18 protein-coding genes, 10 tRNA genes and 1 rRNA gene are annotated in these 23,429 nt (G+C 50.4%); 17 read left to right on the forward strand and 12 right to left on the reverse strand.

Annotation, left to right across the window (positions count from 1 at the left end; genetic code table 11):
* Nucleotides 1–72: ribosomal RNA gene (gene rrf, locus IEV46_RS18795) — 5S ribosomal RNA — on the forward strand; the annotation flags it as partial.
* A gap of 114 nt (nucleotides 73–186) precedes the next feature.
* Here the strand turns inward: rrf and IEV46_RS15335 are convergent.
* A complete protein-coding gene (locus tag IEV46_RS15335) occupies nucleotides 187–372 on the reverse strand; it encodes a hypothetical protein (protein ID WP_188433425.1) in 186 nt (61 codons plus the stop codon).
* 283 nt (nucleotides 373–655) lie between these two features.
* Between IEV46_RS15335 and IEV46_RS15340 the strand changes: the two genes are divergently transcribed.
* The 4 genes from IEV46_RS15340 (at nucleotide 656) to IEV46_RS15355 (ending at nucleotide 1,067) form a co-directional block, all read left to right on the forward strand.
* Nucleotides 656–747: transfer RNA gene (locus IEV46_RS15340), tRNA-Ser, on the forward strand.
* 74 nt (nucleotides 748–821) lie between these two features.
* Nucleotides 822–897, forward strand: a tRNA-Phe gene (locus IEV46_RS15345).
* A gap of 9 nt (nucleotides 898–906) precedes the next feature.
* A tRNA-Thr gene (locus IEV46_RS15350) sits at nucleotides 907–982 on the forward strand.
* 11 nt (nucleotides 983–993) lie between these two features.
* A tRNA-Trp gene (locus tag IEV46_RS15355) sits at nucleotides 994–1,067 on the forward strand.
* 2 nt (nucleotides 1,068–1,069) lie between these two features.
* Here IEV46_RS15355 and IEV46_RS15360 read toward each other — a convergent pair.
* Nucleotides 1,070–1,498, reverse strand: coding sequence for a YugN family protein (locus IEV46_RS15360; protein WP_188433426.1), 429 nt, complete (start codon nucleotides 1,496–1,498; stop codon nucleotides 1,070–1,072).
* Nucleotides 1,499–1,565: 67 nt separating this feature from the next.
* Between IEV46_RS15360 and IEV46_RS15365 the strand changes: the two genes are divergently transcribed.
* The 6 genes from IEV46_RS15365 (at nucleotide 1,566) to IEV46_RS15390 (ending at nucleotide 2,168) form a co-directional block, all read left to right on the forward strand.
* Nucleotides 1,566–1,639 (forward strand) — tRNA-Cys (locus IEV46_RS15365).
* Nucleotides 1,640–1,655: 16 nt separating this feature from the next.
* Nucleotides 1,656–1,742: transfer RNA gene (locus IEV46_RS15370), tRNA-Leu, on the forward strand.
* Between the two features lie 3 nt (nucleotides 1,743–1,745).
* Nucleotides 1,746–1,822 (forward strand) — tRNA-Arg (locus tag IEV46_RS15375).
* Nucleotides 1,823–1,856: 34 nt separating this feature from the next.
* Nucleotides 1,857–1,931 (forward strand) — tRNA-Gly (locus IEV46_RS15380).
* A gap of 70 nt (nucleotides 1,932–2,001) precedes the next feature.
* A tRNA-Leu gene (locus tag IEV46_RS15385) sits at nucleotides 2,002–2,088 on the forward strand.
* A 3-nt stretch (nucleotides 2,089–2,091) separates the two neighbouring features.
* Nucleotides 2,092–2,168 (forward strand) — tRNA-Arg (locus IEV46_RS15390).
* 207 nt (nucleotides 2,169–2,375) lie between these two features.
* On the opposite strand, the gene IEV46_RS15395 is transcribed toward IEV46_RS15390, so the two are convergent.
* The 5 genes from IEV46_RS15395 to IEV46_RS15415 form a co-directional block, all read right to left on the reverse strand.
* The gene (locus IEV46_RS15395; RefSeq protein ID WP_188433427.1) at nucleotides 2,376–2,702 is read right to left on the reverse strand and encodes a hypothetical protein; all 327 of its coding nucleotides are present in this window, start codon (nucleotides 2,700–2,702) and stop codon (nucleotides 2,376–2,378) included.
* Nucleotides 2,703–2,717: 15 nt separating this feature from the next.
* Nucleotides 2,718–5,783, reverse strand: a complete 3,066-nt coding sequence (locus IEV46_RS15400) for an AAA domain-containing protein (protein WP_188433428.1) — start codon at nucleotides 5,781–5,783, stop codon at nucleotides 2,718–2,720.
* 879 nt (nucleotides 5,784–6,662) lie between these two features.
* On the reverse strand, nucleotides 6,663–7,481 hold the full coding sequence (locus IEV46_RS15405) for a poly-gamma-glutamate hydrolase family protein (RefSeq protein ID WP_373284631.1): 819 nt from the start codon (nucleotides 7,479–7,481) through the stop codon (nucleotides 6,663–6,665).
* A complete protein-coding gene (locus IEV46_RS18715; protein ID WP_188433430.1) occupies nucleotides 7,393–7,647 on the reverse strand; it encodes a poly-gamma-glutamate hydrolase family protein in 255 nt (84 codons plus the stop codon). Before IEV46_RS18715 ends, IEV46_RS15405 begins: the two co-directional genes overlap by 89 nt.
* A 219-nt stretch (nucleotides 7,648–7,866) precedes the next feature.
* Nucleotides 7,867–9,336, reverse strand: a complete 1,470-nt coding sequence (locus IEV46_RS15415) for a glycosyl hydrolase family 18 protein (RefSeq protein ID WP_188433431.1) — start codon at nucleotides 9,334–9,336, stop codon at nucleotides 7,867–7,869.
* Nucleotides 9,337–9,551: 215 nt separating this feature from the next.
* On the opposite strand from IEV46_RS15415, the gene IEV46_RS18205 reads away from it, so the two are divergent.
* Nucleotides 9,552–11,693: a S8 family serine peptidase gene (locus IEV46_RS18205; protein ID WP_188433432.1), complete on the forward strand. Its 2,142-nt coding sequence runs from the start codon at nucleotides 9,552–9,554 to the stop codon at nucleotides 11,691–11,693.
* Between the two features lie 92 nt (nucleotides 11,694–11,785).
* Here the strand turns inward: IEV46_RS18205 and IEV46_RS15425 are convergent, their stop codons facing one another.
* The 4 genes from IEV46_RS15425 to mnmA form a co-directional block, all read right to left on the reverse strand.
* Nucleotides 11,786–12,433, reverse strand: a complete 648-nt coding sequence (locus IEV46_RS15425) for a response regulator transcription factor (RefSeq protein WP_188433433.1) — start codon at nucleotides 12,431–12,433, stop codon at nucleotides 11,786–11,788.
* Nucleotides 12,399–13,499 (reverse strand): sensor histidine kinase, encoded by a 1,101-nt coding sequence (locus tag IEV46_RS15430; RefSeq protein ID WP_188433434.1) that lies wholly within the window; start codon nucleotides 13,497–13,499, stop codon nucleotides 12,399–12,401. The genes IEV46_RS15425 and IEV46_RS15430 overlap by 35 nt, the downstream gene beginning before the upstream one ends.
* A 12-nt stretch (nucleotides 13,500–13,511) precedes the next feature.
* Nucleotides 13,512–14,312, reverse strand: a complete 801-nt coding sequence (gene liaF, locus IEV46_RS15435) for a cell wall-active antibiotics response protein LiaF (protein WP_188433435.1) — start codon at nucleotides 14,310–14,312, stop codon at nucleotides 13,512–13,514.
* 182 nt (nucleotides 14,313–14,494) lie between these two features.
* Complete coding sequence (gene mnmA / locus IEV46_RS15440) at nucleotides 14,495–15,589, reverse strand: tRNA 2-thiouridine(34) synthase MnmA (protein ID WP_373284632.1); 1,095 nt, start codon at nucleotides 15,587–15,589, stop codon at nucleotides 14,495–14,497.
* Between the two features lie 427 nt (nucleotides 15,590–16,016).
* Between mnmA and IEV46_RS15445 the strand changes: the two genes are divergently transcribed.
* Nucleotides 16,017–16,919, forward strand: a complete 903-nt coding sequence (locus IEV46_RS15445) for a tetratricopeptide repeat protein (RefSeq protein WP_188433436.1) — start codon at nucleotides 16,017–16,019, stop codon at nucleotides 16,917–16,919.
* 82 nt (nucleotides 16,920–17,001) lie between these two features.
* On the opposite strand, the gene IEV46_RS15450 is transcribed toward IEV46_RS15445, so the two are convergent.
* Nucleotides 17,002–17,166, reverse strand: coding sequence for a hypothetical protein (locus IEV46_RS15450; RefSeq protein WP_188433437.1), 165 nt, complete (start codon nucleotides 17,164–17,166; stop codon nucleotides 17,002–17,004).
* A gap of 203 nt (nucleotides 17,167–17,369) precedes the next feature.
* Between IEV46_RS15450 and IEV46_RS15455 the strand changes: the two genes are divergently transcribed.
* From IEV46_RS15455 to IEV46_RS15470, 4 genes are all read left to right on the forward strand, one after another.
* On the forward strand, nucleotides 17,370–17,636 hold the full coding sequence (locus IEV46_RS15455) for a metal-sensitive transcriptional regulator (protein WP_188433438.1): 267 nt from the start codon (nucleotides 17,370–17,372) through the stop codon (nucleotides 17,634–17,636).
* 496 nt (nucleotides 17,637–18,132) lie between these two features.
* Nucleotides 18,133–18,813, forward strand: a complete 681-nt coding sequence (locus IEV46_RS15460; RefSeq protein ID WP_188433439.1) for a response regulator transcription factor — start codon at nucleotides 18,133–18,135, stop codon at nucleotides 18,811–18,813.
* Nucleotides 18,810–20,135 (forward strand): HAMP domain-containing sensor histidine kinase, encoded by a 1,326-nt coding sequence (locus IEV46_RS15465; protein WP_188433440.1) that lies wholly within the window; start codon nucleotides 18,810–18,812, stop codon nucleotides 20,133–20,135. The genes IEV46_RS15460 and IEV46_RS15465 overlap by 4 nt, the downstream gene beginning before the upstream one ends.
* Nucleotides 20,136–20,246: 111 nt before the next feature.
* Nucleotides 20,247–23,372 (forward strand): MMPL family transporter, encoded by a 3,126-nt coding sequence (locus IEV46_RS15470; protein WP_188433441.1) that lies wholly within the window; start codon nucleotides 20,247–20,249, stop codon nucleotides 23,370–23,372.
* Nucleotides 23,373–23,429 lie beyond the last annotated feature (57 nt).

The following is a 23,429-nucleotide window of genomic DNA, read 5'->3' on the forward strand; positions in this document are numbered from 1 at the left end:
ACGGAAGTTAAGCCCTCCAGCGCCGATGGTACTTGGGGCGCAGGCCCCTGGGAGAGTAGGACGTTGCCAGGCAATCTGAAAGAAGTGCCTGCGGTGTGACCGTGGGAAAACACCCCCCGGATCCAGTTGGATCCGGGGGGTGTTTGTATAGCCGGATTCTTATAAAGGACATCTAAAAGGCGCTGCTCAGCAATCAGCTTTGGGCAGATGGCTGGGGGGGCGGATGTGGAATCGATCCCCCAGCAGCCAGTTGTGGGTGAAATCGACTTGGACTCCATCCACTGCCTGTTGGTCCCGTTCTGCGACCAAAAAACGTAAAGAGTTGGTTTCAACGACAGTGTCTCCAGGCTGAGATGACTCTTCCAGAGTCATACCGTAACGAGGACCACCTCATCCGATTCCGTCGAAATACAGTCGTATAAAAATCCGATTACTGGCTGAACCTTGGTTTTTGATGATGTCCGACAACTTTTCTGCAGCTGTAGCGGTCACGTGAATGTTCAACAGTATTCCCTCCCTTATACCCTACCCCGTATATAGTAATGCATGCAAAGACACATTTCAACTCCCGGAAAGAGATAGGAAAAACTCCTTGACATAACGGCCAGTCCTTTATATAATAAAAATCGTGACTCGGAATAACCTTGAGACTTGTGGAGAGGTGTCCGAGAGGCCGAAGGAGCACGATTGGAAATCGTGTAGGCGGTTACCACCGTCTCGAGGGTTCGAATCCCTCCCTCTCCGCCATTTAGTTGACAGCGAAATGGATCTAATTTAACCTTGACAATGCTGTCGCTTTATGTTATGATTTAGTCTGCTGTGGTTCGGTAGCTCAGTCGGTAGAGCAGAGGACTGAAAATCCTCGTGTCGGCGGTTCGATTCCGTCCCGAACCACCACTTGGTTTCGCCGGTGTAGCTCAACTGGTAGAGCAACTGACTTGTAATCAGTAGGTTGGGGGTTCAAGTCCTCTCGCCGGCACCATTCGCTGTTACAGGGGCGTAGTTCAATGGCAGAACAGAGGTCTCCAAAACCTCAAATGCGGGTTCGATTCCTGCCGCCCCTGCCATGTCATTCAACACTGAAGTTCTCTTGAAAATGATTTTCCAGTTTTTTTAGCTCAGATTGTCCTCTTTGGATCCATTTGGATTCTACTCGGGCATCCGGATCCTCCGGTTCGGCGAACTGGTTGAAGGAGCCGGAGATCAGACCGGTGCTGACTTGATCATCCGACTTGGTTTGATACACATGTTTCAGGATGAAGGGCTTGCCGATCTGAAGAGTCGCCTTGCGAGTGCCAATGCTTCCGGAAACGGCAGTCACCGGTATTCGCAGATATGCTTGATGTTCTTTGTTTTCTTCCCAATCCAGAGCTTTGTCATAGTAACCATGATCGTATTCATAACCACCTCCGAGGACAAATCCCTTTTCATTAAACAAGCGGTCCAACTGGATGAAACTGCCCTTCAGGTTTTCGATGGATGACTGCAACGGGATCACGAGGACACTCTCCTTTCCTGAGTTGTTTTTATAATTCCCGGCAGTTGGATCTTCATACTGTAGTCATGGCGGCATAGCCAAGTGGTAAGGCAGAGGACTGCAAATCCTTTACCCCCGGTTCGAATCCGGGTGCCGCCTCCAAATAAATTTTCTGTATGCGGACGTGGCGGAATCGGCAGACGCGCTAGATTCAGGATCTAGTGGTCATTAGACCGTGGAGGTTCAAGTCCTCTCGTCCGCACCATGTGTGCCCTTAGCTCAGCTGGATAGAGCGTCTGACTACGAATCAGAAGGTCGGGAGTTCGAATCTTCCAGGGCACGCCACATATGCACTTTTCGGTGCATAATTACTTCAGGCGCGGAAGTAGCTCAGTGGTAGAGCACCACCTTCCCAAGGTGGGGGTCGCGGGTTCGAGTCCAGCCTTCCGCTCCATTTATATTTTAAAAAACTCTTGACTGACCTTTATCAGATGTTATACAATATTACTTGTCAATAAAATTCCGCGGACGTGGCGGAATCGGCAGACGCGCTAGATTCAGGATCTAGTGGTCACTAGACCGTGGAGGTTCAAGTCCTCTCGTCCGCACCATATGTGCCCTTAGCTCAGCTGGATAGAGCGTCTGACTACGAATCAGAAGGTCGGGAGTTCGAATCTTCCAGGGCACGCCAAAAAACGCACCAAAAGTGATGGTGCGTTTTTGTTGTTTTCAGGGATTGGGTTTCAGATCTTGCCTTGCGATCCGGTCTTTCAATGGGGAAATAGCCCAAAATCGGGATACTTGTTTAGGTGACATGTGAGCATGTTGAACCTATATCATTTGGTTAGAGCCCGAATGGGCTCTTTTTATCCTTTCTATTCTCCGGTTTTTTAGGCGGCTACTTCAGTGCATCCATCACTAAGGAGATCACTTGACCAATGGCTGAGGTGGCATCAAAGAGGGTTTGCCATTTCTCCAGTCTCTCCATCACGGGGCCAATCAGTGGCTTCTGCTCTGCCCCTCCCTTTTGGATAAGTTCCAACCACTCAAATGTGGCGTTTTTTTCTGATTCGGAAACCTTATCTGTGTCCGCCATGGTCTTGCGGAGCTGTTGGATCAGTCGGCCCAGTTCGTCGCACTGGTCATTGGATATATGAATGGTGGCTCCATGATCTGCATAGGTTCCGTAGTTGATCACACCACTATTGTTATAGATGTTGGACATGGTATCTCCCCCCTCCTATTTTTTCTGCTTTCCAGCGATGACTTGAATACTTGATTGATGGTCAGCATAGTTCGCTGTTCCGCCGGTTTCTGCATAGTTGATGATGCCGCCTATGTTGATGAAATTATTCTTCGTCATTTTTCTATCGGTTCCCATCCTCTTTTTCATTTTGGCAATCATGGACTCAATGTCCCTCTCCGGGATGTTCACCCAGCTTTCCGGAATTTGATTTAGGCGGGACTTCAGCATTCCGGAAGGTTTTCCTCGGTCTTTCCCAAAAAAATTCATATCCCCGAAGACCAAAAAGGATTCCTTCGCCCGGGAGACAGCCACGTTGAGCAAGAAACGGGTGGTGTCGTAAAGTGGAATTTGGTCGGTTTGTCCTCCCAATGTGGGGGAAAAAAGGACGATGTCTTTTTCAGCCCCTTGAAGGGAGTGAACGGTGTTTACGGTCAAGTCTTCGATTTGGTATTCGTTCTTCAGGTAACGTTGAATGAGGAAAGCCTGTTTACGATAGGGGCTGACCACAGCGATAATGTCTTTTAGTCGACGTTGGTCCTCTTGTGTCCATTCATCCTCCATCTGGTGGATCCACCAGGCAATAGTTGCTGCTTCCAAGTGGTTTTCCCAACTGCCTCCGGTATTTTCGGCGGTTCCCTCGATATGGAGGGATCCCAGACGGGGTAAATCACCGTAGGGTTCTTTTCCGGGATCGGGATTTTTCTTGCATGGGATCAACTGCCTGTCATAGCAAAGGGCGTTGCAGTACTGGATGATATCCTCCGCACAACGGAAATGTTCTGTCAGCAACATGCCCCCCAAATAATCCGGCTTACCAAACTGACTCACTTGTTGCGCCACTTTCATTACGCTACCACGGGAAGCCGCGATGCCGTTGTCACAATAGCGGTGGAATTCTTCCTCGCCGCTTAACAGCCCGCAGGTTTTCAGATTGGTAATGTCTACGGTTGCATTGACACGGGGAATCGGTTGCAATTGCTCGGTGTCCCCCACCACCAACGCCCGGTTTGCCAGGGCGAATGCTGGTCCCGCTTGCTCTGGAGTCACTTGTCCCGCTTCATCGACAATCAATAGATCAATAAAATCATACAGATACTCTGTGGGTTTATCCAAACGACGGAAGAAGTTCGGAGCACTTGCCATCGTGGCGACAAAGCATGGTGTCAATTTGGCGTAACGCTTCCATATCGTTTCGTCATTCTCCACGGAAGGGCTGTCTTCTGAACGGAGTTCCTCCAGCCAACGGGCTTCCCAATAATGAGTGGCCAGCAGGAACGCCTGATATCGCCAGTACGTGTCCAGCTCATGTAGGAAGTCTTTTTCCGGCGATCGATAGTCCTTCGTCCATGCTTCCCATTCTTTTTCAATTTTTCCCATATGATTTTGAAATGATTTCAGCTTGTGAAGTCGGTGTTGATGTTGATCATGAACTTGTTTGGCTTCGGAGTCTTTATCGAGCAAGACGGTTTTCACATCCGTGTCTTTGTAGGTGGGGAAAGACTCGTCCACTTGTTTTTTGCGCAAAAATGACTCGTTGGCCGAAGCTTGCAAAAACGGGAACAGCCGGTGCCACAACGAGCGCTGGTTCACCTCGTCCAGCCAATCAGAGTAGAGTCCGCTCCATCGTTCATGGTTATCGCGCGCCTGCTCTTCCTTCTGCGAAAGTTGGGACAATGCTTGTTCAAACACTTCCTTGGAGTGAAATTCATCCTTTAAGCGCTGTTGAAGACGATGCCTTTCGTGAAAGTGAGTCATCCGTTCCCTTATGGTCGCGCATGTGTGGACAAGCTCATGGTGCAAGCGGGATCTTGCTTGACTCAGATTGTCGATGGGCTCTCCGAAAAAATGAGTGCACTTGTTGAGAAAATACTCCTTTTTCCTTTGCCAGTTTCCTTTTTCCAGTTCAGGATGAAAACCGGTCCACTCATTTTTGTGACGACTTTGATTAAAATCTCGTTTAATGCAGGGATACTGATTTTGATATGAGTTGAACTTACCTCTTGACGCACAAAATAATCCATAGCTGTCGACTCCGGGCAACCAACGGGAAGCCAAGGGACGCAGTTTTTCGGTTCGCGGCTCGGCGGCTCCCGCTTTTTGAAAGCTGTCCAAGATGTTTAACACAGCCAAATTGTTACTGGATGCAGCCAATATGATTGGCGGTTCGTCCTCATCCAATGCCCGCTGAATCCATAAAGAAGAGACCACACTTTGAAGCAGGCTGGTTTTCCCTGTACCCGGGGGTCCGTTCACTCCGAGAATATTTCCCTTGTCTAAAGCAAAAAAGTGATGAAGGGTCTCCCGTTGGGATTCAGTGAGGGGATACTGATCCGTCATTTGTCCGTAGTGATGAACTCCGAACCTATGGTGATCGGGGAAAAAGGTTTGTTTTTGCCCTTGTTCAGCACCGGTATAAGTTTCAAATAACCGTGGGAGTTGCTTTTGACGGGAAAGGTTTTGGTAGCCGTAAGCGATATGAAGATGGGTTCCACTAGTAGTCTTTCCAAACCATACAAATGGGTTGGAAGCAGGATGAAAACCTCGAACTTCAAATCGGTCAGGCTTTTTTCCGGTCACTGCTTTAAACAGCTTCTCGGCGTCCCGCCACAGCATCTCCCACGTTCCCTCTTTTGGATGGGGGTGCGTCTTGCGAAACCTTTCGGAAGTCACCCATTTCCCCACCACTTCAAAGGAGGGTTCGTTGGGTTCCAGGTACTTTCGCGGGATAAAAGGGGGGTGATCCTTTTGTGGGTACAGGGAACCGTCTACTTCCAAAGATGCGGGAATCACCAAGGGAAACAGATGAACTGGCTTTCCGTCCTTTTTCTTTTGGAATAAAGGAAACGGGCAGATCAACAGATCGAGGGCTCCCTTTTTGCTCCAATCCGCCTTTTTCTCTACCTTCTCAAAGGAAGAAAGAGACAGCTCCCCGGCTTTTATCTCCTCCAGTGGAAGTTCTGCACATTGATTTGGCTTGATGTCCTCTTCTTTAAAATCGAGCCGATCACCATCTTCCACACTTTGTTGCCAATAATTCAGCACTTTTTTTGCGTAAACCAAGAGCCATCCCCTTCGCTAAATGTATATTGGGTTACAGGGGTGTTGGTTAGCCATATTTAGGGTCAAGGGATCATGTTTTATCACGCGACCGTTACAGCCATAGGGGCACGAGCCGCGCCTGGGGTCGTTCTTTTCCGGTAAGCGCTATGGGCAGTACACGACTCCCTTTCACCGCTTTCTTTCTGGTTAATCAACAGCCCTGATTGGGTTATATAAACAATGATAATCGTTTTCCTATAAAATTTCCATATCACACAGAAACTTATGACAAAATCAGTCTTGTCCAGCTTAGGCATCTGCAGAAATCATGAAGTTGGTTGTGTTGAATATGTAAAGAAACAAAAGGGACAGTACAAAAAGCCAATCGAGGAAGATCTCTTTTGAGACCGTGTTTATTTGATGGGTTATTTAAAATTTGTTATTCCGGGAACACCGAAAAACAACACTAATGCTTTGGTGCGTTTTTTGTTGGTGCGCGGGGCATGGACACGTTCGATAGGGTGAAAGTTCCCGAGCAGTGAAGGCAGCGGCAGACGTTAGCTTAAGTCAAGGGTGTCCACGGCGAAGTGGAATTGTAAAGAGTGCCCGGAGGCAAACCTTGGCCCGATGAACAGGCACTCCTTGAGAGGGAAGTCCTGCTTGGGACTGACCAACCAAGACAGTCCGAGCGGGTGGATGGAGGGAAAGGGGGTGCTTTCACCCGATGAGGTCTGGCGGAGACGCCAAGTGCCTTTGGCAATGGATTTGAGAGAATTCGCTGAGCCGCAAAAGTCAGAGAGGGGATGGGTCGATTGTCCACTGAATGATGAGGAGCGCCCACGAAAGAGGGGAATGAAAAAATCATCCTGTAGAAAATACAGGATGATTTTTATGATCCCGCTAATAGTGGAGCCCGCCATAGATCCAAGAAGGATGCCCGGATACATTTACAACCTTGATTTTGTAGTACCCAGTCGGCAGATTCATGGTATATCGAAACCACTTATGCCCAACCGCTTGCGCGGCACGGGAGATGACCAGTTGATCCTTTTCATTGTAAAAATCGAAGCGGATTTTCTCACTTTTGGTTGGATCGATTGGACTTTGTACTCCTTCAATCGTATCACCGCTGGTTAGATAAAAGGGATTTCCGTTGTTCAGCCAAAAGGAGGTGGAAAAATTGTCACTTCCAAAATCGTAAGTTCTTCCATTAGGGTATGAAGTGGACGCAGAGATCGCTTGCCGAACCGCATCAGCAAATTTTTTCATTTGGGATGGATCATCTAAAAGTTCATCCCGCAAAGCTCTGGTGAGTTCCAACTGCCCGCCTTCCAGGTTTCGATTCTTGTTGGCGATATTATCCGGATGGTTCCCGTTGAGATTTTCAGGTGCCTCCTCTACGCGAAAACCGGCGGCGGTCAATTTTTTCGTCATTTGATTCATCAAGTCCTGATTGAGTCCGCCCATGTAGACGATTTTTTCGGTGCCTTTTGCACCATGGAGAGAGACGACTTTGTTTTTTTGTGCTGTCATTTTGAGAGCAATGGGTTCATCAAAGTTTTTCGCAGTCAGATGCAGATCATTTCGTTGGTCTTTATTCGAATCTTCATAGATGTGTGCTTTAAAAATGTTAACTGTGATCATCTTGGGCGATGGCTTTAGCCAGTTGATCCGTCCCTTTTTCGATTCTTCCACCGTGAATTGCGAGAATAATGACATCGTTTGGTTTTGACTGGGTTTCAATGCTGAAATCAGTACCTTCTTTGTAATGAGAGGATAGCTGTTCATAGTTATCAAATATATCGGATGCGGCTGAAGCTGAAGGAATGTAACATGTCGATACAGCGAGCATAGATGCCAAAGTTAACATGAATTTTTTCTTCATTCAAGTTCCCCCTATCAATTGATACTAAATTCAACTGCAAGTGTAATCTTTAGAATTTCCAGGATCAATCCAACTTTAGGTGTAGTTTTCTTTTGGTTCAGATCAACTGGAAGTATTGTGAATGATGCTGACCGGATCGGTCGGGATAGGTTACAAACCGCATCTTTAATAGTTAATAACAACTAATCCGATTCCCACCGAGTTCAACCATCACTTCTCTCAGCGGTTTCTTTTGTTTGCTTCCCGGATGATTTTCCATGTGTCGGGATCTTCCGCACCCAAATACCAATGGGCGATTCCTGCGAGATCAGGATGATGTTCCAGAAGAAAACGCAATTTTTGTCCATATCCGACGGCATCCTGATAGTATCCGGTGTGGATCTGTTTTCCCACAGGATATTGGAACCAGGGTTGGTCACCGTTTCGTTGCAGGGACACATTGTGAGTATGGATCAGATTTTGGGCATCGTTGAAAGTTAAGGGACCCAGCCGGTCAGGTCCTGTCCAAATATAGCCTTGGGTGGAAAGGCTGACATATATTTTTTTGGCAGGCATGTCGGATGTGGCACGCTTCAGCACCTCTTCCAGCCAGGGCTGGGGAGCGGCAGGTCCCGGTTTTTCCAAACTGTAATGATAGGTCATGATCTTGACACTGTCCGCCGCTTTCCCGACACGCCTCCAATCCTGTGCACACTGGGAGGGGGTGTCTCGTTTTGTGCCTGTTTTGGGGTGGAGAGCCACACTGAGCCAACGCTGCTGTTCGTGCAGTTGGGCGGCCAGCTCTTCGACAAAGTGGGAAAAAGCATCGTGGTCTTCTTCCAAAATCGGTTCAAATTGAAGTTCAACCCCTGCATAGCCCTGTTTCAGGACGGTGTGGACAATTTCCTGAATCAATCGGTTTCGTTTTTCCGGTTGATTCAGCATCTCGTGAAGGAGGATGGGTGAGTATTGGTTGCCGATGATGGGGAGAAGCCGGATGTTGTTTTTTTCGGCGATCTCCAGTATCCGGCTCGCTTCGTCCGCTTTTCGAAGGATAAGGGTGCCGTCAGATTGAATGTCATACCAAGGATAATTGAGTTCGTTGATTTGATCTGCCACCTGTTCCAACCGTTCTGTGGCTGCAGGGTCCCAGTAAGGAATGCGGACTGCGACCTGTAACCTTCGGTCGGGGGGTCTCTCAAAGGGAGCTGGCCGTACTGGGGGATTTGACAGCTGTGGGATGGAAGGGTTAGTTCCTCTGGTTCGGGTCTCAGCCATGGGAAGACGGTTCAGGTCGGGATTTTGCCAGTTGTTGTGAAGGATGTGTCGGGAGGAGGTGGTGGGTGGTGGTTGGATGACCGGCTTTTTTTTATCTTTTGTGGTGGTTTTTTTTTCAGGAATGATCGAAGGGTCTGTCGGATCCCACCAATCCTCCGATCCGGGAGTGATAGGGTCAGGATCAGGCGGCTCTTCCGGATGCCCGGCGATTGCAGGGGAGGGTTCAGGCTTGACCTTCCCCCCCTCGCCGGGATGGTCAGCGGAGGTCAGAATGAGCCAGCCGCCGGCAGTGATTGCAACCATACAGATCATCCAAATGATCATTCTTTTGCGCCTGTGTTTGGTCACTTCTCTTCTCTCGGATCCATTACCAGGGGGATTCTGTTGTTCCCGGGAAGGTTTCTTCCGTTGGAGATGATATTGGTTTCGCAAAAGAGTGTTTTCCTCCTTTCATGTACTCCGTATTTTATCCTTATCATCAAAATGTTTCCATGTTTCGACACGATAATATATCTTTTGTACAAGTTTAATTACTACTTTATATATAAGTTAGCCAAATCTACCCCTTATTTAGGAAAAGGGGCAGGATTTGTTCGCCGTTTGGGAGTATTAATTGAAGTGTCTAAAACTTCACAAGGGGGAACATCATGCGAAAAGTATCCCGTGGTTGGATGTTGGCATTTCTACTTGTTCTGGTCCTAACCATTACGGCACTGCCAGTTCAGGCCCAGATCAATACGGACGGGAAAGCGACACCGACAAAATCAGACGGAGATTATTACTTCGTAGAGTTGGAAGATGATCCGGTGGCCACCTATGATGGTGATGTAAAGGGTTATGAAGCCACTCAAGTGGAAGGACAAAAGAAGCTGTCAATGAAGAACAATGACGTAAAGCGTTATCAAAATTTCCTATCCAAAAAACGGTCCAACTACAAAAGTTGGTTGAAGGAAAAATCCTCGAAGGCTAAAGTGGTAGAGGAATATTCCGTTACACTGAACGGGGTCGCTGTCAAAGCGGACGGAATCAATCCCGATATCTTACGGAAAGGTCCGGGTGTCAAGAAGGTTGTGAAAAGCCTGAAGTATAAACCGGCGATGAACCGGAGCCATTCCATCATTCAGGATAAGCCCTTGTGGAAGATGGGTTACAAGGGAGAAGGAATCAAGGTGGCCGTCATCGACAGCGGGATCGATCAGAATCATCCCTTCTTGACGGACAAGTCCCTTAACATGCCCGAAGGCTACCCTAAGGTTCCGGAGGACAAACCAGAGTGGAAGAAATACACCACGAATAAAGTGATTGCGGCCAAAGTCTTCAGCCCGGACCCTGATGTCACACCGGAAGCGATCGGGAGCCATGGGACACACGTGGCTGGGACCATCGCCGGTGTGGAAGGTTATAAGGACCCGAGTGGAGCCGCTGAATCGCCGCTGTCCGGAGTGGCCCCTAAAGCGTATCTGGGCAACTACAATGTCTTTCCCTGTGACGATTGTTCAGCGGAGAGTATCCACATTGCCGCCGCAGTGGAAGCTGCTGTCAAGGATGGAATGGACGTAGCCAACCTCAGTCTGGGCGGTGAAGCGGAACCCGGTTTTGATCTGCTGGCGGAGATCGTGAACGCCGCGACGGATGCCGGGATGACGGTGGTGATTGCCGCCGGGAATGAAGGTCCCGGATCCATGACCATCGGATCCCCGGGGACTGCGGATAAGGTGATCACCGTGGGAGCTGTCACCAACGGTCACTTCATTGGAACCCCGATCCAGGTGAATGTGGACGGGGAAGAACGAACCTTGCCCGTGGCTACATCGGATCCAGGGGGAATGATCCGGGAGAAAGTGGAGGCTCCGCTCCAAGTGGTAGCCGATGATGACGGAAAAGCTTGTTCCGGCATCTCCGCGGATCTGACAGGAAAACTTGCCGTGATCAAACGGGGGGATTGTACGTTCACTGAAAAAGGTTTGGCCGCCCAAGAGAAGGGAGCGGTCGGTGTGGTGCTGATCAACAATTCTGACGGGGATCCCTCCGGCATGTCCGTGGAAGAATCAGTGACGATTCCGATGGTGATGGTCAGCTTGTCCGACGGGGATTGGATTCTCTCCGGCAACGATGTTTCAGCTATGTTGGATCCTTCCGGGATCCGTGAATTCCCGTCAGATAACGACAGCCTGGTGGCTGATTTTTCCTCCCGGGGACCGACGGTGAACTATACCTTAAAACCGGATGTGGCTGCGGTGGGAGCCAATGTGTACTCCAGTGTTGTCGGCGGAGGCCTCTCCTCCTACAATGGAACCTCTATGGCGACCCCTCACGTGGCCGGAGCGGCAGCCTTGCTGAAACAAGCCCGTCCTTCGTGGACACCACAGGATATCAAGGCGGCCCTGATGGCCACCGCTCAGGATCCGAAAGGTGAAGCCGGCCCGCTGGATGTGGGTGCTGGGATCATCAATGTCCATAAAGCGCTGAATCCGGCAGCGACAGCCTCTCCCGCCAGCCTCAGTTTCGGCCTGGTGAACAAGACCGGTAAAAACAATAAGAAAACGTATAAAGTGACCCTTAAAAACACGACCTCCAAGATACAGATCTATACCATCTCCACAGATAAAAAATTGGTCAAATCCAACAAGTCCATCCTGATTCTCGGGAAAGGAAAATCCGGCACCTTTGAGGTGACGGCTCTGGGTAACGGCAAGACAGTGGGAGAGGATTATCAAGGATACATCAATATCGCCACCGTCAGCAAACAGAAGGTCCGGATCCCCTTCCACTATCGGGTGGTCAAATAAACAGATCAGTGAAACCCCGTCGGCAGTGGGCGGGGTTTTTCTCATTCTTTAAAGAAAAAAGACCCTCACCGAGAGGGCCTGTGGTGGGAATCTCAGCAGAGGTCGGTTTCCTCCGCCAGCCCGTGTTTGACGGCGTAGACGGCGGCTTGGGTGCGGTCTTCCAAACCCAGTTTGGACAAAATATTGCTTACATGAGTCTTGACCGTTTTAATTCCGATCATGAGGCTGTCGGCAATCTGTTGGTTGGTTTTTGCTTGGCCGAGGAGATGTAACACTTCCCGCTCCCGATCGGTCAAATCTTCATGGGGAAGGGGCTTCGGTTTGCGCACCTGCTTCAGAAGTCTGGCGGAGACCTTGGGCTCCAGGGTCGATTCACCTCGGTAGGCAGATCGAATGGCGGCTGCAATCTCCTCGGCTCGGGCCGTTTTCAAGAGATAGCTGGTGGCTCCCGCTTCTAGGACCGGAAACAGTTTATCATCGCTGATATAGCTGGTGAGGACGATCACCCGGATTCCGGGGTGGATTTGCACCGCTTCCCGAGTCGCCTCCACTCCGTCCATCTCTTCCATCACCAGATCCATCAGCACCACATCAGGACGGGTTTTACGGATGAAGGCCAGCGCTTCTTTTCCGTTTGCCGCCTCGCCGATCACTTCAATTCCTTCTTCGGTCATCAAGTAAGTAGAAAGCCCTCTGCGAACCAACTCATGGTCGTCGACGATCAGGGTTCGGATGGGCAAGTTCTTTCTCCTCCTTTTTGATTGGGATAATCACTTCCAAACGGGTGCCCTTCCCTTCCACGGAGAGGATTTTGAATGTTCCTCCCATCTCTCTTGCCCGTTCTTCCATATGGGACAGTCCGTAGGAGGACTTGCGTTTTTTTTCATCGGAAAACCCCACTCCGTTATCCTCGATGGAAAGCAACAGACTGTGGGTAAAGGTTTTCAGCGTCAAATGAACCTGGGACGCCTGGCTGTGGCGAAGGACATTGGACAGACCCTCCTGTACGATTCTGAACAGGTGTTCCTCCACTCCCTTTCCTAAGGGAGGCAGATCATCCACCTGCCATCGATAGCGGATGGAATGCTTTTCCGATAACTCCTGCAACAAGTGTTCCAGAGCCGGTTTCAGATCCCGGTCTTCCAGACCGGCGGGTCTGAGGTGTAAGAGGAGCGCCCTCATTTCCGTCTGGGCTTCCACAGCCATGGTGTTCAGGTTTTGCAAAGAGGGGTGGATGGAGAGTTGCTCCCGCTTCGCCTTTCGAGCCAAGGCGGCTGATATCATGGATATGGCAAACAGCTGTTGGCTGACGGAATCATGGAGCTCCCGGGCCAGCAGTTGGCGTTCCTCCACCACGGCCAACTTTCGGGAACGGTCTGCCAGCTCTTTATTTTTTTGAAGCAGATTTTGCAGGGTATCGATCTGGGATTCCATCCGGTCCGCCATTCGATTCCATTGGGATGCGATCTGGGCGAATTCATCATCACCGGGCAGATTCACCCGATGGTCGTATTTCCCGTTGGACCAGAAGACTGCGCCATCACTCAATGTCTGGATCTTTCTGCGCAGGCCCTGTGTAACATAAAAACCGAAGGGAAGACTGGATAGAACGACTCCGGACAGAGCCGCGATCCACACCAGGGGATTCAGGACCAGGGACCCATTGAACAGATCCCAGCTGAGGAAGTCGCCGAAGATCCGGGAGATCCAGCCGATGGTCACCAGCAGGACGATGACAGAGAATGCGCTGTTCAGGATCAGGGCGATCAGGATTTTCCATCGCAAGCTGTGAAAGCGTCTGTTCATGCTAGTCCTTCCTTATACGCGCACGACGCGAAGTTCTCCACAAACCATGGACAAGTCGAGTACGAGTCGTTGATCGGCTTCCTCAAAATCGGGGGTTTGAAAGGAGGTATGCTTGACAATCCCACCGTCTTCCACACCCAGAATTTCGATGCTTCCCAGTTGGCACAGGGCGTTGACCCGGGTCGGCAGTTGGCTGGGAAGATAAACATTGATAGAACCGAATATTCCACTGGCTTGCAACACTGTCTCCCCATCGGGGATGATGGCTTGTGTCAGGTTGAGCTCAATGGAGCCGAATCCAACCCAGTAATGCTTGTTCTCCAGGGAAAAAGGCACCTTGCCGACGTTGATTTCCCCGAAGAGATTGTATTCGTAACCATCTCCCTGTTCATGTCGGTACCATTGTCCGGCTTTTCTCCGACCGGAATGGGATGAATCCCGTTTCTTGGTCCGTGGGGATAGCAGGAGCTGGATTCCCAAGTAGATGAGGAACAAAGGCCAAAATTTCCAGATATCCAACCAGGAGATATGGGGATATTCCAGATTCATGGCCAGAAAATTAGCTCCGAGAAAGAGGAGCAGAAGGCCGAAAAGAAGTTCGCCGAAATGAATTCCCCGGCCGTCAAGGACTCCGCGTAGACTTTGAACCAAACAGATCAAACCGAAATAGACAAGGATCAAAGGCCAGAAATCGGCAATCATTTCCCCGAGGGAGATATTGATCACATGAAAATTATCAAGTAAAAACAAGATTCCCGCCCCAATCACCAACAGGGCGGCAAACAATCGGTTCCACCGGTAACGGGTCTGCATGGACTTGGTAAACTCCTTTCTCTCAGCAACGAAAGGCGTGATGGCAAAGATCGCGCATGGTCGGATCCTGATACCATTGTAAAACAGGGGGGGAGAGGAGGCCAGCACCAAAAGACGGGGAATCCCTCCGTCTTCAGGCGGAAAAAAACCGTCCCGATTCAAGCGGAACGGTGGGTGCAGTTTCAGCAGTTAAAGGTGGATTGGATGATTCCCCCACCCAAACAGACTTCTCCATCGTAAAAAACGACAGACTGACCGGGAGTGACAGCACGTTCAGGTTGATCAAAAATAACGCGTACCGACCCGTTATCGACAGGCTCGACAGTGACACCCCGATCCTGTTGCCGGTACCGAAACTTGGCGGTACAGCGAAAGGATTTCCGACGTTTTCGGCGATCTACCCAGTGCAATTCATCGGCGATGAGTCCGTCGGAAAAGAGTGCCGGATGGTCGTGTCCCTGTTCCACCAGCAGCACATTCTTTTCCAGGTCCTTACCGACGACAAACCAAGGTTCACCACTCCCGCCGCCTCCGATTCCCAATCCCTGTCTTTGACCAAGGGTGTAATACATCAGTCCATCATGATGTCCCTTCAGTTCACCAGACAGAGTCCGCATTTCCCCGGGACGGGCGGGGAGGTATTGACTGAGAAACTCTTTGAAATCGCGTTCCCCGATAAAGCAGATCCCGGTGCTGTCCTTCTTGCCGGCAGTGGCCAGCCCCGCTTCTTCTGCGATTTTGCGAAGCTCTTTTTTGTGTAGGTGACCGATCGGAAAAAGGGTTTTGGACAGTTGTTCCTGACCGAGGGTGTACAGAAAGTAGGTTTGATCCTTATTGGGGTCGGCACCTCTCAGCAGACGATGGGTCCCGTCGGTCTCCTCCACCTGGGCGTAGTGGCCGGTGGCAATATAATCGGCTCCCAGCTGGAGAGCCTTTTCCATGAACTCACCGAATTTAATCTCTTTGTTGCACATGACATCAGGGTTGGGAGTTCGTCCTTTTTCGTACTCGTCCAAGAAATATTGGAAAACTTTGTCCCGATACTCTTTCTCAAAGTTGACGGAGTAGTAGGGAATGCCCAGCTGGCTGGCCACCCGGCGAACATCCTCGAAATCCTCGGTGGCCGTGCAGTTTCCTAATTCATCGGTATCATCCCAGTTTTTCATGAACAGGCCGATCACATCGAATCCCTGTTCTTTCAGAAGCAAGGCTGCGACGGATGAATCCACACCGCCGGACATGCCCAGTACGACTCTCGGCGATTTTTTCGCCACAATTTTCACCTTCTGTCAATCGAAATCCGCCTCAAAACCCGATCCCGGGTTTTGTTATATGTCATCGGTACTCTGATCATCTGACAGATCCCGATGGAGGAACTATTCCACATAGTATAACATGTCCCGGAAGAGAAGGGGAAAGTCGCCCATGCCAAAAAGGGGCGGATCCCCTGTTGATGTGAATGGATTTGTCTAAAATAGGAAAAGTCCTCACGAGATTTGAAGAATCCAAAATGGATGAAGAGGGACTTCAAGTTTGTGACAGGAATTGGTCGGTGGTTTTTGTTATAATTCTGAAGGAGGGGTTCCACACCACATTGCTATAACTCTTAAACGATCGGATTATCAACCCCTCTACTTAATCTCCTTGTTATATAATTTTATTAAAATTTCCATTCGCAAAAGCACTGATATTGGAGGTGGGGGCATGGGAAACACTCCCTTGTTTGACGAGTTCGGCCAACCTATTTGGACGGACAGGGAAGAGTTTCGAACTCGTGTCATACCGGAAAACATCCAGGCGGACTGGGACAATCCCCATAATCTTTATACCTTTGTAGTTCAGTTGTATAAGGATGGTTTTCTGGAAGAGGCGGAACAGGGAGTGAACCGCCTGTTGGAACTGACGGACCGGGAGGAGGAGGTTCTTCTTTTGCAGGCTCTGGTCCTGATGAAAGAGGATAAGCCTGAGGAAGGGGAACGAGTGTTGCTTGAATGTATCGATAAGTATCCGGACAGGGGGGTAGCCCATACATACTTGGCCCGAATTCTTGCTGCCCGGGGAGATCGGGAACAGGCTGTCCGGCAACTGAAAGAGGGTTTGTCCAAAGAGCCGAATCAGGAAACAGCCCTTCGTATGTTTACACAATGGGTGGAGGATTTGGAGGAGGCGTCTTCTTTTTTGGAGCAGTTGTCGGAAATCACCGACGCTTGGTGGCCTCTCCTTGAACTTGGAAAATTGCACTTAAATCAGAAGAACTCTTCCGCTGCGATCGCTTGTTTCCAAAGAGCTCTGGATCGGACCCGGGAATTTCGCGGGGAGGAGGGTTTTCCGGAATGGGAAGAAGAAGTGGCGGCGATGACGGTCTCAGCCTTGCTTCGCAAGGAAGGTTTGACTGAAGAACTGATTCGGTTCTCTGAGAAATATTGGACGCCGGCCTACATGACCCCCTTTCATGGGATGGATTATGCCCAGGCTCTGTTTGACTCGGGTAATCCCAAAGAAGCTGTGGATATTCTCGCCCGGATGTTGGAATACGTCGATCCCAATTATCAAAACATGGTCCGACTCCGGATGCAACAGTTGGATCGGACCCCTGAGAAAGCCTGAGATACAGATCCCGCCACCACAGATTGGATGGTGGGTTTTTTGTACAAAAAACCGCGCAAAAAACGCGCGGGGAATTGATTCATTATTTTTTGCGGGAAGGGTGATCCCTGCGCTGAGCCTCCGGTTTCCGCAACCGATCTGCCACTTCCGGGGCGACATCAGCCAGTTCACCACTCTGTTCGTATGCAAATTGCACCGGATCAAAATCAAGATTGTTGTCGTCCTTCCTGCGCTCTTCTTCGCTCATTCATAAAGCCTCCTCGCTCTGGGTTCGGGGGGGACCCGGTTATCAGTTTGCCTTTCAGGAAAAGAACTTATGCGAAAGGAGGAAAAGCTCATAAACAATCGCTATGGAGAACACTGGGTGCAGTATCGGTTGGGGAAATGGGGGTTTTCGGGTGCATTTATGATAAAATAGACTTCAACGGTTTGAAGGAAAGGAGCAGGGACATGGAGTACAGTGAAGACATGAAAAAACGCCTGCGTCGGGTGGAAGGACAGCTTCGCGGCGTCCTTCGAATGATGGAGGAAGAACAATCATGTAAAGACGTGGTTTCCCAACTCTCTGCGGTTCGATCAGCGGTGGATCGGGCCATTGCCTATATCGTCAGCCGCAACTTGGAGCAATGCATTCGGAAGGAGTTGGAAAATGAAGAAGACCAAGACACCCAGAAGTTGGTGGAAGAAGCGATCCATCTGCTGGTGAAAAGCCATTAGCCGTTGCATAGGTCGACGGCTTTTTTATATGGATTAAAGAAGAATCAGGATTCCCTTTGCTAATGATTCAAAAGAATCGGGATATAGGAACGTTGTGAATTAGGCTTTCCGAGTCGTCGGGATGGGTTTTCACATTTCATGCAAAAGCAGACGATCCAAAGACGCTTCAAGCACCCTAATCCTCTTTAGTATCGTATTTTTTCGCAACGTCTTTCAGTGGACTTTCATCCATTCCGGAAATGTATCAAAATGAGAACAAGGATGACGTTGGCTGATAGCATTGTGATTTAATACTCTGTTGTGAACTGTCAAAATCGCTCCATGCGCCAATCCTCCCTGTCCTTGAGACAACTTGTTCACAACGCTTTCCGTGTCCCTTCAGGCTTTGATTTTGTTTTTCGTAGGATGGGGGCAAGGTTGCTGGGGCGGCTCCGTTCCCTTGCAACAAGCGCATCGTGAGACCGGGAGGGCCAGTAGCTTGGAGAGGGGGAAGGTTATGCGTACCATCTTGGCAGTGGACGATGACCGGGATATTGTACACTTGATCACAGAGGGATTTCGGTATGAGTCATCTTTTGAGGTGATCCCCGCTTATACGGGGGAAGAAGCCTTGGCAATCGTGGACAGCTGTTCCATCGATTTTGTCATACTGGATATTATGTTGCCCGGATTGGACGGAATGGAAACCTGCCGGCGAATCCGACAACGACACACGGTTCCGATTCTGTTGTTGAGTGCCCGTGACAGAGAGCTGGATAAAGTGATCGGATTGGAAATCGGAGCGGATGATTATCTGACCAAACCTTTCAGCCCCCGTGAGTTATTGGCGAGGGTGAAGGCACACTTTCGACGGGTGGAACGAATGAAACGGGAGATGGGACCCTGTACCCGGTCGGGCCCCTTATCCATCAATGAGCAAACCTACGAAGTGTTTATGGATGGGGAAAAGGTGGATCTGTCCGCAAAGGAGTTTCAAATCCTTTCCTTTCTCGCCAAACATCCCAATCAAGTCTTGTCAAGGGAACAGCTGTATCAAAAAATTTGGGGACAAGAATTCGGAGATCTGAATACGGTGACGGTACATATCAAAAATATCCGAAAAAAACTGGGGCGGGATTGCATTAAAACCATCTGGGGAGTGGGGTACAAATTTGCGTGGGAGAGTGAGGAAGGGTGAAGCTGGAGTGGAAGATCCCATTCCTCTTTTTTCTGTTGGCCTTTGTGTTGTTTTTTGTCAGTGTGTTCTATCTCCGGGTGGAAGTGATTGAGCGAATCTGGGAACGGGTCTCCGACCGACAACAGGCCCACCGTGAGCAGGAGGCGGAAATGACGGAACAGGTGGCCCGTCTCCATCCAGACGTGGAGAGGATCCATTCTTACCTGGAACAAAAGGCTCGCCGGGAGCAACTCGCTTTGACTTTGTTCGAGGCGGATGGGGTGAGCCCCCTCCTGACAATTCCCTCTGAACAAGACGGAAAAACCTCGGAAGAAAGGTGGTTTCCTGTCAGAAGTCAAGGGAAAACGGTCTATTTTATTCAGGTGATTCGGCCTTTCCGAGAAGAAGAGATCGGGTTGAAAGAAGCACTGACAGACACATTTGGATTTCTGATGATGCTTCTGTCTGGGCTCATCCTGCTGTTGGCCCTCTATTTCAACACGTTGATCACCCGACCCTTGGCCCGGCTGAATCAACGTCTGGACCAGGTGAATCTGGAAAACCCGATGCCGCCTCTTACCAGTGAACGTTGTGATGAAATCGGGGATCTTTACCGCCGTTTTGGTGAGATGGAAGAGAGACTTCACCATGCGCATCGGGAGCAGGTGGACATGGTGGCCGCCATCACTCACGATCTCAAAACCCCCTTAACTTCCATTCGGGGCTTTCTGGAACTGTTGCTCACACGTCACGACATGTCTGCGGAAGAGAAGGAATATCTCCATCTGATCCGGAAAAAAGCGGATCAAATGAACCAATTGCTGAACTCTTTTTCCGGGTATACCCAAAATGAAATGTTGCTGAAGGATGTAAAGTTGGTCCCGATGCCGGTGGCTCCCCTGTTTCGATCGGTGGTGGAAGAATATGAGGCTGAGCTTTCAGGCTTGGGACATCGTTTGGTTTGTCGGCACCACCTGGGACAGGAGCAGATCCGGATTCATGAAGGGATGTTGAGACGGGTGTTTGCCAACATCGTCAGCAACTCGGTCCGGCATGGCGGCAGAGCTCGGCTGACCCTGACCTGGACGGCTTTTTATGAAGGAGGACGGGTCTGTTTTCGATTGGAAGATGACGGGAAAGGGGTTCCGAAGGAGAGCTTGCCTGAACTGTTCCAGCGTTTCTATACGGTGGATCCCTCCCGAGGGAGCGGTAAGGGTTCCGGTTTGGGGTTGGCCACCTGCCGTTCGGTCATCCATCGGCACGGGGGGGAGATCTCCGCTTTTTCCTCTTCAGCGGGGGGACTGGGGATCACTTTCAGCCTACCTGTAGTTCATGAATCGTAAGTCTTGTGGGGGGGTGAAGTTTACCTTTCTTCATTTTTGTTTCATCTTTCGTTCAGTTTTCATTGGTAACATAAACCCATGAACTCAACCATACGGGAGTGAGAGAAAACCTTGAGGAAAATCATCCGTTGGAAGTGGTGGATCCTTGCCTTGTGGGCGATGATCGCCACCTTGTCTGTCATCACTCTGCCGGATTTGGGCGAGTTAGTCCGGGAAAAGGGGCAGCCGGGGATCCCGGAAGAGTATTCTTCTCAAATGGCGGGGGAGCTGGAGAAAAAACTGAATGAAACCCCTGCCCAGGGCGAAGAGATGACCATGATGGTCGTTTTCACGGGGGATCGGGAGAAACTTGGCCCGGCGGATTTGAAAAACATCCAACAAGCCATCCGGCATCTGAAAGACCGTGACCGGGAGTTGGGGATCACTCAGGTATTGACCCATTTTGATGAGAAGGAACTGAAAGAGCAGTTTGTCTCCAAAGACGGTACCACGGTCCTCGCCGCTCTTTCGGTGGACCGGGGGAAACGCTCGGTCCAGGAGGTACGGGACCAGGTGGAAGAAGCCCTGGGAGACCCCGGCGTAAAACATGAATTGACCGGTGCTGAACTGATCAATGAGGATTTTGCCCAAACCACTCTCGACGGGGTTCGCAAAACAGAACAGATCACGGTGATCTTTATCATCCTGGTGCTGTTGCTCGTGTTTCGCTCCCCACTGGCACCCTTGGTCTCACTGGTTTCAGTGGCGGCATCCTATCTGGTGTCGCTGGCAGTGGTGGCCCATTTGGTGGACCGCTTTGATTTTCCCTTTGCCAGTTTCACACAGATATTTTTGGTACTCGTCCTATTCGGAATCGGGACCGACTATAACATCCTGCTCTTCTCCCGGTTCAAGGAGGAAATGGGCCGGCGCAAATCCATCTCTCTCTCCATTGTGGAAACTTACCGGACGGCCGGGAAAACTGTGATTTACAGTGCTTTGGCCGTACTGATCGGATTTGCCAGCCTCGGGTTGGCTCAGTTTTCCATTTACCAGGCAGGTGTGGCTGTGGCCATCGGAGTATTGTTTTTGCTGTTGTCTCTCTTCACGATCATTCCTTTTTTCATGGCGATACTGGGGAAAAAAATGTTCTGGCCGGCCCGGAAAGTGGGGAAGAATACGGAAAACCGGTTGTGGACGTTTTTGTCTGCCACTTCCTATCGCCGGCCGTTGGTTTCTCTCTTGCTTGTGTTGGTTTTGACGGTGCCGGTTCTTTTTCTCTATGAAGGCAATCTCTCCTACAACAGTCTGGAAGAGATGGATGATCAATCTCCATCCGTCCGGGGCTTCCATATCATCTCTGATCACTTCAGCCCGGGAAAAACCATGCCCGCTTCTGTGTTGCTGGAGAGTGATAAGCCCCTGGACAGCCAGGAGGGGCTGGCTTTTATCGATCAGGTGACAGAATCGCTGAGCCGGGTACAGGGGGTGGAGGCTGTTTTCGGCCCCACGCGTCCCAAAGGGGAGCCCATTGAAGAGCTGTATATCGACAAGCAGACGGAACAGACCAAAGAAGGGATTGGCGAAGCAAGCAAAGGAACGGGACAGATTCAGCAGGGGCTGGATGAAACTGTCCAGCAGATCCGGAAGGGAACGAACAAGGATTTCTCCCGGGTGGAGGAACTGGTGGAGGGCACGGAATCGGCCCGGTTCGGAGTTTCCCGGATCCGACAGGCGATGGAACAAATCCAAGGGGGTGTGGATCAAGGGGCCGGGGGGGCCCGGGAGATTCAGTCCGGCCTGAAACAACTGGAAACGGGAATGGAACAACTCTCTGTCTCCACGGACAGGTTATCCGGAGGAATGGGCGAATTGAACAAAGGGTACCGGCGCCTGGGGGGCGAGTACAGAAATCTGGAGACTCAAGTGGGCAACATCAAAGCCCTTGCCCTTCAAATGAGCCAACGGGTGCAAAGTCTGGGGGAAACTCATCCGGAACTGTCTGGTGATCACAACTTTGGGGAACTCAAGAATTTGTCACAAAAGATAGAAGAATCCCTGAGCGGGTTGGAAGCGGGTTTACAGACACTGAACAGTAATATGGAAAAGACGAATGCCAGAATGACTGAAGTCCAAGCCGGCCTGAAACAAGTGGCCGAGGGGCAGCGGAAGATGTTGGCCGGTGTTCGCAAACTGAAAGCAGGCTCTTCCCAGTTGGTCGAGGGTTTGCAAAAAGGGGCCCAGGGACAGGGACAGGTCGCCGACAGTCTGTTTGCGGTGGAAAAGGGTCTCGGGGAGATCACCCAAGGGCAGAAGCAACTCAATACCGGACTGCAAGGTCTGGAAAGCAACCTGAGTCAGTTGAGAACCGGTCTCGGGAAAAGTGCCGAAGGGCTGGATCAGATTACGGAAGGGTTGCAACAAGCGGAGGGATATCTCGGGGATTTGGCCAGGACAGAGGCTTCCCACACCTTTTTTGTTCCGGAGAAAGTTCTCAAGGGGGAGGAGTTCCAAAAAAGCCTGGATGCGTATATGTCCGATGACCGGAAGGTACTGAAATGGCAGGTTATTTTGGAAGGGGATCCCTATTCCAAAGACGCGATGAAAACAGCAGCCGAACTGGATTCCACTGTCGCCGGGAAACTGGAGAAGTCGGAGCTTGCCGATGCGCGTCACGGAGTCGGCGGGGTCTCTTCCCAGAACCGCGACCTTAACCAGATCTCCACCGGGGATCTGAATCGGACCGCTCTGTTGATGTTGGCGGGGATCACGCTGGTCCTGCTGTGGATCCTTCGCTCTTTTTGGAATACAGTCTATATTGTCGGCTCCCTGATTTTGGCTTATTTCGCCGCGTTGGCGACGACGGAGCAAATTTTCTCCGGTTGGCTGGGAATTGGTGAACTGACTTGGACGGTCCCTTTCTTTTCGATGATTATGGTGATCGCACTGGGAGTGGACTACAGTATCTTTCTCATGATGCGCTTCCGGGAATATCCGATGCTCACTCCGGGAGAGGCATTCGCTCTTTCAGCCAAAAAAATCGGGTCGGTGGTGATCTCTGCAGCGGTGATTCTCTCTCTCACCTTCGCGGCCCTTTATCCCTCCGGGGTGTTAACTCTGATCCAGATCGCGACAGTGGTAATCATCGGACTGTTCCTCCTGGCCTTTGTCATGTTGCCTATTTTCCTTCCCGCAATGATTTCTGTTACGGAGAGATTGAATACGGTGCCGACACAGACACGTAAAGAGAATTCTTGACCCAAGCCCCTGCGGGGGCTTATTTGTGTGGGGGTTGAAAATCAAATCTATAATTTG

It is taken from the genome of Kroppenstedtia guangzhouensis (genome assembly GCF_014637345.1).
GTDB classification, from domain to species: domain Bacteria; phylum Bacillota; class Bacilli; order Thermoactinomycetales; family DSM-45169; genus Kroppenstedtia; species Kroppenstedtia guangzhouensis.